The following is a 9,879-nucleotide window of genomic DNA, read 5'->3' as shown; positions in this document are numbered from 1 at the left end:
CACGACAGGGGGAAAACTGTAACCCATGTATCCGGTTCAAAGTGTTACCCATCTATCAACTGGACACTGGCCTCAATGCCGGTGCCCTTCCTGTAACGCTGGTAATTGAACGAAACCATTAATGAAAGCGCCCCTCTCCCCGTTCTACGGGGAGGATGCCGGCAGGCAGGTGAGGGGCAGCGCCGACATCAACAGTCGATCACCCCACACGCTTGGGCGCTGTGATTTGTCTGAGGTGACTGCCAGGATCCTTAGCCGGCGACGCCAGGCCTTGAAATCTCCTGCCCAAGCCGCACCGTTTCCCGCACCAACAAATCCAGATCGTCGCGCCTGGTGCGGTGGTTGTTGATCGCTACTCTGAGGCAATGCTGGCCGTGCACCGTCGTGTCCGAAAGGGCGGCGATGCCGTCTTCCTGCAGCCGCAGCATGATCTCGGTGTCGAGCGCCTTCTGCCGCTCTGCCGTCAGCCCGTCGCCGCGGTAGCGAAAACAGACGATGTTGATGCTGGTCGGCGCCGTCAGCTCGAGGGTCGGTTCAGCCTCGATCAGCCCGGAGAAATAGTGGCCTTGTGCGATGTTTTGGTCGATCAGCCGGCCGAATTTCTCGATGCCGTACTGCTTCAGCGCCATTCACACTTTCAGCGCCCTGAAACCGCGTGACGTCTGCAGGCCAAAATCATGCAGCCACTGGCCCGACGCGAGGCCGCGCGGCGTCGATTCCAGATATTCCGGCGTGACCGCGAAGGGTTTGCGATGCGCTGAAGCATCCCTGACTAGGATCAGGACCTATTAATTTGGCATTCAGCAGTCGATTGCAACGGGCCGCCAGCCATCGCTCAAGCGATGGACCAGAAGCCCTTGTGTGAGCTCCTGCTCGCCAGGAGGAGTTAGGCTGCGACTTCCCGGATCGCTCGCGCAAAAACGGGCAAAGAGCGCTCCACCATGCCGTCGTTTGCAGTCAAACTGATCCGCAGACGTCCAGGCAATTGGGCGACGCTGCCGGGCAGCACCCAGACACCGTCAGTTGCGAGGCGTGCCGCGAAGGCCATGTCGTCCGGTATTGGGGAGCGTGGAATGAGATAGAAGGTACCTTCAGGCACCGGCAGGTCGTATCCCGCTGCCCTCAAGCCTTCGACCATGCGATCGCGGCGCCGCGCAAGGGCTGCGACATCTATGCTGAGCTTCTCGAGATCAGGCAGTGCCCGCTGCAGGGTACGGCCGGCGAAAGCCCAACCGTGCGAAACCTGCGCTATGTCGACAGCCTCGCGCAACAGTATGCGATCGGCCTCGGGCATGTCCGCCCCGAGTGCGAGCCAGCCCAGGCGCTCGCCGGGCGCGAGCAAGGTCTTGCCGAAGGAATAGGCGATCAGCGTGTGCGGATAGCTCTCGGCCGGACTGATATGCGCATGGCCGTCAAACACCAGTCGCGCATAGGGCTCGTCGGCAAGGAGATAAATCACCTTGCCAAATCTTTCGGACGCGGCCGCGAGCTTGTCGGCGAGCGCGTCGAGTTGAGCGCGGGGAAAGATGCGGCCGGTCGGGTTGTGCGGCGTGTTGACCACCACCACGCGGGTGCGCGGGGTGATCGCTGCCTCAATCCGTTCGAGATCGAGGTCATAGGTTCCCGGTGCTAGGTCGACGGCGACGGGTGTCCCTGCCGCGCCGCGAATCTGGGCACCATAGGCGAACCAGCCGGGACGCGGATAGATGACCTCCTCTCCCACCTCGAGCACGGCGAGCAGCGCAGCCGCTATCGCGCCGAACCCTCCCGCGGTGATCGCAATGTCGTCTGGCTTGTAGTTTCGGCTTCGCGCCTGGCTGAGCGAACGGGCCACCGTTTCGCGCGCCAGCGCATCGTACTTTTTATAACCGAACCAGTGAACATCCTGTGGCTCGACGTGGCGGATCAATGCATCGACAAATCCACGCAACGGCGTTTCCTGCGGATTGCCGAACATGAAATCGCAGGCATCGGGCGCCAGGCCGTCGCCCTCCAGGACGTTTCGCGCAAAATCCATGACCGTGCGCATTTCCTCTGTGACGGCGAGCATCCGGCTGGACACGGTGGCGATTGGCACGACGCACTCCCCCTGCTGCAGGCGGCGCATGTCGAGCGTTTCTTCGAAAGCCATGCCGGAGGATTTTGGCGTCGCGTCCATGGTGGTTTCTCCCTCTCCTGCTACTCGGCCGGGAACTGGCCGCTGGGTGTCGACTGCGAAAGAGCCATTTCCTCCGCGTCCATCTCGGCTTCGATGCCGTCGAACAGCGGCGTCGTCATGTAGCGTTCGCCGGTGTCGGGAAGCATGCACAGGATCACCGAGCCGGGTGCAGCTTTTTCGGCGATCTGGCGTGCCACGGCAAAGGTCGCTCCGCCGGAGATGCCGGTGAAAATCCCTTCCTTTTGCGCCAGCGCCTTGGCCCATTTGATGCCTTCGGGCCCGGCAATCGGCACGACCTCGTCATAGAGGCTGGCGTCGACCGCCTCCTGCAGGACGTTGGGAATGAAATCCGGCGTCCAGCCCTGGATCGGGTGCGGCTCGAAGGCCGGATGGCTGGCGGCGGGTGCGCCGTCGGCGCCGCGCTCCTGCGCCTTGCCGCTGCCGATGAGCTGGGCATTGGCGGGTTCGGCCAGCACGATCCGGATCTCGGGACGCTCGCGGCGCAGCACGCGCCCGACACCGACGACGGTGCCGCCGGTTCCGTAGCCGGTGACGAAGCAGTCGAGCCGCGATGCGGCGAAGTCGTTGATGATCTCGCGCGCCGTCGTCGCCTCGTGAATGGCGGCATTGGCCTTGGTCTCGAACTGGCGGGCCAGGAACCAGCCATTGGTCTTGGCGAGCTCGACCGCCTTGTTGTACATGCCAAAACCCTTCTGGGCACGCGGCGTCAGCACCACCTTGGCGCCCAGCATGCGCATCAGCTTGCGCCGCTCGATGGAGAAACTGTCGGCCATCGTCACCACCAGCGGATAGCCTTTTTGCGCGCAGACCATGGCCAGACCGATGCCGGTGTTGCCGCTGGTCGCCTCGACGACGGTCTGGCCCGGTTTCAGGGCGCCGCTGCGCTCGCCCTCCTCGATGATGTTGAGCGCCAGCCGGTCCTTCACCGACGCTGCCGGATTGAAGAACTCGGCCTTCACATAGATCGTCACATGATCGGGGCCGAGATTGTTGATCCTGATCACCGGCGTATCGCCGACCGTGTCGATAATGCTGTCGAACAGGCGGCCGCGACCGGCCGTGGTCCTGATTTTCCGTTGCTGCAACATGTCTGCTCTCCCCTTTTTGTTGTCGTCACGAGGTGTTCGTTGTCACGAGCCGGTTACAAACCGGCGGCTTGGGCGGCGAGGTTTCGAGACCTTGCCGCAGTACGGTTCCGGTGCCGCCAACGCGGCCCGGAACGGTGGCAATGCCGGCAACCGGCGCGGAAAATTCGTTGCCGGATGCCCTCGATCGCTTTCGATGGTAAAACAGAGGACAACTGGCCAGCGTGGGAGCAAGCGTGGAAACGCACGTGGAATCCGCTCGATCGAGCCTGGACGGCGCAGCGGCCGGGCTGTCCGTGCGGCTGCTCGGGCCGCTGACGGTCATCCGTGACGGCGCCACCGTGCAACTGCCGGCATCGCGCAAGCTGCGCGCGCTCTTCGCCTATCTGGCGCTCGCGCCGCATGCCGTCGGCCGCAGCCGTCTGTGCGAGCTTTTGTGGGATGTGCCGAACGATCCGCGCGGCGAGCTTCGCTGGTGCCTCAGCAAGCTCAGGGGCATTCTTGACGAACCCGATCGCCACAGGATCGAAACATCAGGCGACACGGTCGCGCTCGATCTGAAGGGCGTTTCCGTCGACGCCTTCGATGTCGCCTCGGCCGCCGCCACGGGCATCGAGACGCTCGATCTTGAGCGGCTGCAGGCCCTGTCCAGACTATTCGTCGGCGACTTCCTCGACGGGCTGGAGATCGACCGCAGCCCGCATTTCAACAGCTGGCTTATCGCGCAACGCCGCCGCTTCAGCTCGTGGCACGCCGCCATTCTGGAACAGCTGGTCAGCAAGCTGCCGGCGGATGCCGACGAAATGTCCGTGCATCTGGAGACATGGCTGGAACTCAATCCGTTCGACGAGCGCGCGCACGTGGCTCTTCTGACAAGCCTGGCGCGACGCGGGCAGATCGCCGCCTGCGAGGACCATCTTGCCTCGGCGGCGCAGCTGTTTGCTTCGGAGGATCTGGATTTCGGACGCGTTCGTGAGGCATGGCGGTCGATCCGCAGCGAACGACCTGCCGCGACGCTCCGGGCGCAGCCGGCGCTGTTGCCGGCAGCCGCGCAAGCGTCAATTGTGCTTCCCCATGCCGATACTGCTACGTCGAAGGCCTCGCTCGCGGTGATGCCGTTTGTCGAGGAAGCCGGGATCGGCGGCCCTCTCGGCGGCCCCTCTCGCGGTGGATTGGCCGACGGCCTGACCCACGACATCATCACCCGTTTGGCCAAGCTCAGGGATTTCTTCGTCATCGCCCGCGGCTCGGTCTTTGCGCTGGCCGAAAAGAACATCGCGCCGGAAGATGCCGGCCGGCGACTCAATGTCGACTACGTCGCCACCGGGACGGTGCGCAGCCAGGCTGGCCGTGTCGCGGTCAGCGTCGAACTTGTCGAGGTGCGCACGGCCAGGATCGTCTGGGCCGAGACCTTCGAACGCAGGCCCGACGACATCTTTGCCGTCCTCGACGACATCGGCGACAGCATCGTCTCGTCGATCTCGGCCGAGATCGAGATGGTCGAGCGCAACCGCGCCATGCTGAAAGCCCCCAGCTCGCTGAATGCCTGGGAGGCTTACCATCGTGGTCTCTGGCACATGTATCGCTTCACCCGCACGGAAAACGAGCAGGCCCGGCATTTCTTCGACATGGCCCTGAAGCTCGATCCGACCTTCGCCCGCGCCTATGCCGGCCTGTCCTTCACCCATTGGCAGAACGCCTTTCAGCGCTGGGGAGACCGCGACCAGGAAAGCGCGCTCGCCTTCGAGACCGCCGGCCAAAGTCTTCTGGTCGACGATCACAATCCGGCCGCGCACTGGGCCATGGGCCGGGCGCTGTGGTTGCGCGGCGAGCAGGACGGCTCGCTCATCGAGCTGGAACGGGCCGTCGATCTCAGCCCCAACTTTGCGCTCGGCCACTACGCGCTTTCGTTTGTCCACTCGCAGTCGGGTGATCCGAACGCGGCGATCGGTTCATCCGATCACTCGCGCCATCTAAGTCCGTTCGATCCGCTGCTGTTCGGCATGCTCGGCGCCAGGGCGATGGCGCATGTCCGCCTCGGGCAGTTCGACGAGGCCGCCGAATGGGCGCTGAAGGCCGCCGCCCGTCCCAACGCGCATGCCATCATCCTGGCGATCGCGGCGCACTGCCTTGCGCTGGCGGGGCGGCTTGACGAGGCCCGCACTTTCGCGGCCGCCATCCGCAAGACGCTGCCGAATTACTGTGCCGACGATTTCATCGGCACCTTCCGCTTCGAGCCGGACGCTGAGGCGATGTTCCGGCAGGGCGCCAGGCGGATTGGGCTGGGGTGAACCAACCCACGCGGCCCTGACTCGGCCTAGGTAGCGTTTGGTCCTGCTCCGCTGGAGCACTGCCGCAAGGCAACGGCATGGATCCTAGGGTCTGCGCCGCGTCGCTTCGCTCCTTGCTTCGCCCTAGGATGACGAAGTCGTGGTGGTTTATGCCAATCGCCAGCGTTGGAGATTTGTCTGCCCGACTGGCCGGCAGCGAAGGTCCACAGCACTTTCAGCGGCGAATCTCAGTGGCAATCGCAAACCTCCAGGATTAGCCGAAACACCCCTCCCTTCGTCATCCCAGGGCGGAGCAGGAGCGAAGCGACGTCGCGGAGACCCTGGGATCCATGCCGTTACATCAGAGCGTCACGACGGTGCAGAACCTTTTATGGCGGAGCGAGGCGCCCCCCTCTGTCCTGCCGGACATCTCCCCCACAAGGGGGGAGATTGGCAGCTTGGGCGCACCGCTCGCTCCTGCAACGGTGGCGGTTCGCGAAGGCGGTGATGACGGCCGATCTCCCCCCAAGTGGGGGAGATGTCCGGCAGGACAGAGGGGGGCGCGAAGGATCACTACAGATCAGCATTTATCCTGAGCCGCTGCATTCTCGCGCTTCTCTCAGCTGGCTTGCCGCAATTATATGCCGAGCATCGACTTGGCTTGGTTGAGCGCAGCCTCCGATCCTGCATGATCGCCGGCGGCGTGCAATTTCTCGCCTTGGGCGCGCAGTTCCTTGACTTTGTTCATGTCGGCCTCGGCCAGCGTCGCGGTCGGCAACGCCGCGTCGATCGCGGCCATGATGGTCGGGCATGAATTTGCAAAGGCTGCGGCAGGAACGACCGCCAGGAAAACCGCGAGCGAAATTGATCGTAACATGGACGTTTCTCCCTTGCCGAAACGCGCAATTTCGCCGACCGGCGCAGGAATGGTACAGCGAATGCCCGAACCTGCCAATCGCGATGATGCCGCTGGGTTGAGACACGCTGCCGTCGGCCGGGCTTTTTCTCCTAGTGTCTGAACCTCGCCGCGGCTGGCCGCCACCAATCGTCACGTCCGAAGATGACGCCACGTTCGCGGCAATCGTCAGATCGCCGCAAAATCCTTCGACCAGAGCCGATCAGGTGGGCTGAACGGATTTGACATTGCCTTCGGTATCGACAAGGCAGCTTGTCTTCTTGCCGCTGGCATCGAGTTCGACCCGATAGGTTGTGGAATCGATCTTGCTCGACGAAACCGGAAGTATTTTGCTGCTGTCGGCACCGCTCGCCTTGGCGGCTGCGTCGGCGCAAAGCAGCTGAAGGTCGGCCGGGGCCGTCTCGACCTGGGTCCTGGACATCTGGTCCTGAGGCGGCGGCGGCGGCGGCGTGCTGACGCAAGCGCTCAAGGCCCCCGCCAGGAATCCAATTGCTGTTGCCCGGATCGAAGTTCTCACTGCAGGTTTTGCCGACATTGCTTGTCCCTCTCCGAATGCCGCTTCACACACCCCGGCTTCACACCCCCCGGCTTCAAACACCCCGGCTTCAAACACCCTTGTAAAGTGCCGCCCCCTGCATGAGAACGATGACCTTGGCCCCAACCTTGACGCGTGATGCCAGGTCGGTGATGTCGTCGTTCCGCATCCGGATGCAGCCTGATGACACGTCGAGCCCGATCGTCCACGGCTCCGGCGTGCCGTGTATCCGGTAGATCGTGTCCTGGTCGCGCTCATACAGATAGAGCGCCCTGGCGCCGAGCGGGTTGTCGGGCCCTCCCGGCATGCCTCCCGCATGTTTGACAGCATTCGGATCGCGAGCGACCATTTCGGCCGGCGGCGTCCAGGTCGGCCATTCCGCCATGCGGCCGACGCGCACGATTCCGGCCCATCCAAAGCCTTCCCGGCCGACGCCAATACCGTAGCGCATGGCGCGCTGACCCGGCTGCACAAGGTAGAGAAAATGCTGGTTGCCGTCGATGATGATCGTACCGGGCGCTTCCGCGGTGCGGAACTTGACCATCTGCGGGCGAAACGCCTCTGGCACTTGATTATGTGCGGCATAGTATTTGCGCGCCTTGGCGCGGTCATAGTCCACCCATTTGCGGGTTTTCGGATCGAAAACCTGGGTTCCGGCAGCCAGCGCCGCCACCGCGACAAGACCGAGCGCTACCGCGACAATTGCCGTCAGGGAGCGCCGCTGGAGAGCGGTGCGTCCCGCGATCGTCAGCTTTCCGGTCATGGATTTGCCCACCCTTGCACCCGAGCGCCCTGCGCGGCGAACCATTGTTTGGCGTACTCGTAAGGATCCTGACGCTCCACCTGGAGCGCATAACTCATATTGGTGGCGTCCTCGGGCTTGAGGGCGACCCGTTCCAGGAACGCGACCACCTCAGGATATTTCTTGCGCAGCGAGGTGGCGTAAGCGATGTGGAAATGTGCCGTATCCCATGACACCGGCGCGCTGGACTTCGAGACCCAGAGCGGGTCCTCGGAAGGCAGCACGATCTTCCACTTTGCTGGGTCAAAAGGCGGCTCGGCAAGCCGGACAATTTCGTGCAGTTCAAACACGTGATGCGGCGCATAGCAGGCAAACACCATCGGATGAGCCGTGGCAACCGCGGCATCGACAGCCGCCATTCCGACATCCTCCGGCGTCTCCAGCAATGTCATTGTCTCGGCGTAGCCATAGCTGTTGGCGCGGACACGCTCGATCGCCGTCGAGGACCAACCCTCGGCGCCAATCCAGAGTTCTCCGCGTCCGTCCCGATCCGTGTCCAACGCGGCGGTTTTGCGCGGGTCGGTGAGATCCGAAATGTCGCGAATGCCAAATTTGTCGGTCGTTTCGCGGGTGGCGCATATGCCCTGCCATGCCGGCACACCGATGGGACTGATGGCTACCGTGCCGGCGCCGTCGACATACTTCTTCACCAGATTGTCCAGGTTGGGCAGCCAGATTTCGGGATGAATATCCACCTCGCCCGAATTGAGGCCGGCAAAGGCAATAAGCGTCCCCATCTCGCGCACATCGGCATCGAGCCCGAAATGTTGCTTCAGGCTGACCTTGAGAATGTTTGCCGTCGCCTGGCCCGACGGCCAGTTCGGCATGGCAATGACGAGATCAGCCGCGTGGACCGGGATGTTTACCGCCAGCATCAATGCCGCAAGCGACATTCTCCGCAGGCACTGCCGCAATCGGTTGTGCATTTCTTTCCCCTCGCTTCGGTGCTGAAATGAACCGGGACGGGAACAAATTGTCTCGGCAAGCACCGGGTCGTGACAGCAGCCCAATGGTCTGACGGCAACTGCTGAAGGTGCAGCAGTGCATTCGCCAAGGAGAGCGCCGTCACAGCCGCGCCTGCACGCTACTCGATGACATTCCGTATGGGAAGACGCTCAAACACGGCCGCCGCGCGACAACTTGCAAGATGTCCGCAGGCATGCGCCTAACGAACCAGGGGGCGTATCAGGACGCCTTGTTGGGTGAGGTCATTCGCAAGGCGACAGCTTTGTGTAGCAGCCGATGACCCGGAAACCTATGGTTTCCAGGAAATCAAGAGCTTACAAAGGGATTGGTGCCCAGAAGAGGACTCGAACCTCCACTCCTTGCGGAACACGGACCTGAACCGTGCGCGTCTACCAATTCCGCCATCTGGGCTGGTGCGGGCTCTTTAGGCGGGCAAACGGTGAGTGTCAACGCGCTTTTTTGAAAGCTGCCCCGCCGGCTCAGCCGGCCAGCACTTCCTTGGATGCCACCGTCGAATCGGCGTTGAGCTTGTAGATGACCGGCACGCCGGTGCCGAGCTCCAGTCTGACGATCTCCTCGCCCGACTTGCCGTCCAGCGCCATGATCAGCGCGCGCAGCGAATTGCCGTGCGCCGCGACCAGGACTGTGCCGCCGCGCAGCACATGCGGCTGCAGGTCGTGCAGATAATAGGGCCAGACGCGCGCGCCGGTGTCCTTCAGGCTTTCGCCGCCGGGCGGCGGCACGTCGTAGGAGCGGCGCCAGACATGCACCTGCTCCTCGCCCCATTTCTGGCGCGCGTCGTCCTTGTTGAGGCCGGAGAGATCGCCATAGTCGCGCTCGTTCAGCGCCTGGTCGCGGATGGTCTCGAGATCGCTCTGGCCGACGGCGTCGAGAATGTGCTGGCAGGTCTTCTGCGCCCGGATCAGCGACGAGGTGAAGGCGATGTCGAATTTCATGCCGCGCGCCTTCAGCTTGGCGCCCGCCTCCCTGGCCTCGGCGTGGCCCAATTCGGTCAGGTCGACGTCGCGCCAGCCGGTGAAAAGGTTCTTCAGGTTCCATTCGCTCTGGCCATGGCGCACGAGCACGAGAGTTCCCGACATTTTTGCTCCTTCAGTTGGTGGATGAG

Annotated in this window: 8 protein-coding genes, 1 tRNA gene and 1 pseudogene; 1 reads left to right on the top strand and 9 read right to left on the bottom strand. The window is 63.3% G+C overall.

Translation table 11 applies throughout. From position 1 onward, the window contains the following. Positions 1-251: 251 nt before the first annotated feature. From X738_RS78135 to X738_RS78125, 3 genes and pseudogenes are all read right to left on the bottom strand, one after another. A pseudogene (locus X738_RS78135) lies at positions 252-776 on the bottom strand (pyridoxal-dependent decarboxylase); the annotation flags it as partial. 110 nt (positions 777-886) lie between these two features. Continuing rightward, positions 887-2,158 (bottom strand): aminotransferase class I/II-fold pyridoxal phosphate-dependent enzyme, encoded by a 1,272-nt coding sequence (locus tag X738_RS78130; RefSeq protein ID WP_023803699.1) that lies wholly within the window; start codon positions 2,156-2,158, stop codon positions 887-889. Positions 2,159-2,178: 20 nt separating this feature from the next. After that, positions 2,179-3,267, bottom strand: coding sequence for a PLP-dependent cysteine synthase family protein (locus X738_RS78125; RefSeq protein ID WP_023803698.1), 1,089 nt, complete (start codon positions 3,265-3,267; stop codon positions 2,179-2,181). A 233-nt stretch (positions 3,268-3,500) separates the two neighbouring features. Between X738_RS78125 and X738_RS78120 the strand changes: the two genes are divergently transcribed. Continuing rightward, the gene (locus X738_RS78120; protein WP_031256991.1) at positions 3,501-5,555 is read left to right on the top strand and encodes a BTAD domain-containing putative transcriptional regulator; all 2,055 of its coding nucleotides are present in this window, start codon (positions 3,501-3,503) and stop codon (positions 5,553-5,555) included. Between the two features lie 616 nt (positions 5,556-6,171). On the opposite strand, the gene X738_RS78115 is transcribed toward X738_RS78120, so the two are convergent. The 6 genes from X738_RS78115 to X738_RS78090 all read right to left on the bottom strand — a co-directional run bounded on the left by X738_RS78115 (position 6,172) and on the right by X738_RS78090 (position 9,853). Beyond that, a complete protein-coding gene (locus X738_RS78115) occupies positions 6,172-6,411 on the bottom strand; it encodes a hypothetical protein (RefSeq protein ID WP_023803696.1) in 240 nt (79 codons plus the stop codon). A 241-nt stretch (positions 6,412-6,652) separates the two neighbouring features. After that, positions 6,653-6,919 carry a hypothetical protein gene (locus X738_RS78110; RefSeq protein WP_373420501.1) on the bottom strand — a complete coding sequence of 89 codons (267 nt, stop codon included), beginning with the start codon at positions 6,917-6,919 and terminating at the stop codon, positions 6,653-6,655. A 136-nt stretch (positions 6,920-7,055) separates the two neighbouring features. Next, entirely contained in the window at positions 7,056-7,748 is a 693-nt protein-coding gene (locus tag X738_RS78105; RefSeq protein ID WP_027155339.1) for a L,D-transpeptidase, read from the bottom strand. After that, entirely contained in the window at positions 7,745-8,713 is a 969-nt protein-coding gene (locus X738_RS78100) for an ABC transporter substrate-binding protein (protein ID WP_023803693.1), read from the bottom strand. The genes X738_RS78105 and X738_RS78100 overlap by 4 nt, the downstream gene beginning before the upstream one ends. A gap of 366 nt (positions 8,714-9,079) precedes the next feature. Then, positions 9,080-9,164: transfer RNA gene (locus X738_RS78095), tRNA-Leu, on the bottom strand. 68 nt (positions 9,165-9,232) lie between these two features. Next, positions 9,233-9,853, bottom strand: a complete 621-nt coding sequence (locus X738_RS78090; RefSeq protein ID WP_023803692.1) for a 2,3-bisphosphoglycerate-dependent phosphoglycerate mutase — start codon at positions 9,851-9,853, stop codon at positions 9,233-9,235. Between the last annotated feature and the right edge of the window lie 26 nt (positions 9,854-9,879).

Origin of the sequence: Mesorhizobium sp. L48C026A00, from assembly GCF_000502375.1 — a bacterium.
Lineage (GTDB): Bacteria > Pseudomonadota > Alphaproteobacteria > Rhizobiales > Rhizobiaceae > Mesorhizobium > Mesorhizobium muleiense.
The sequence above is the reverse complement of the archived record's forward strand: the minus strand, read 5'-3'. Positions and strand labels throughout refer to the sequence as shown.

What these genes read in the sequence shown, in the direction of transcription:
- X738_RS78130 (WP_023803699.1), bottom strand. Translation starts at nt 2,158, where the DNA reads ATGGACGCGACGCCAAAATCCTCCGGCATGGCTTTCGAAGAAACGCTC.
- X738_RS78125 (WP_023803698.1), bottom strand. Translation starts at nt 3,267, where the DNA reads ATGTTGCAGCAACGGAAAATCAGGACCACGGCCGGTCGCGGCCGCCTG.
- X738_RS78115 (WP_023803696.1), bottom strand. Translation starts at nt 6,411, where the DNA reads ATGTTACGATCAATTTCGCTCGCGGTTTTCCTGGCGGTCGTTCCTGCC.
- X738_RS78105 (WP_027155339.1), bottom strand. Translation starts at nt 7,748, where the DNA reads ATGACCGGAAAGCTGACGATCGCGGGACGCACCGCTCTCCAGCGGCGC.
- X738_RS78100 (WP_023803693.1), bottom strand. Translation starts at nt 8,713, where the DNA reads ATGCACAACCGATTGCGGCAGTGCCTGCGGAGAATGTCGCTTGCGGCA.
- X738_RS78090 (WP_023803692.1), bottom strand. Translation starts at nt 9,853, where the DNA reads ATGTCGGGAACTCTCGTGCTCGTGCGCCATGGCCAGAGCGAATGGAAC.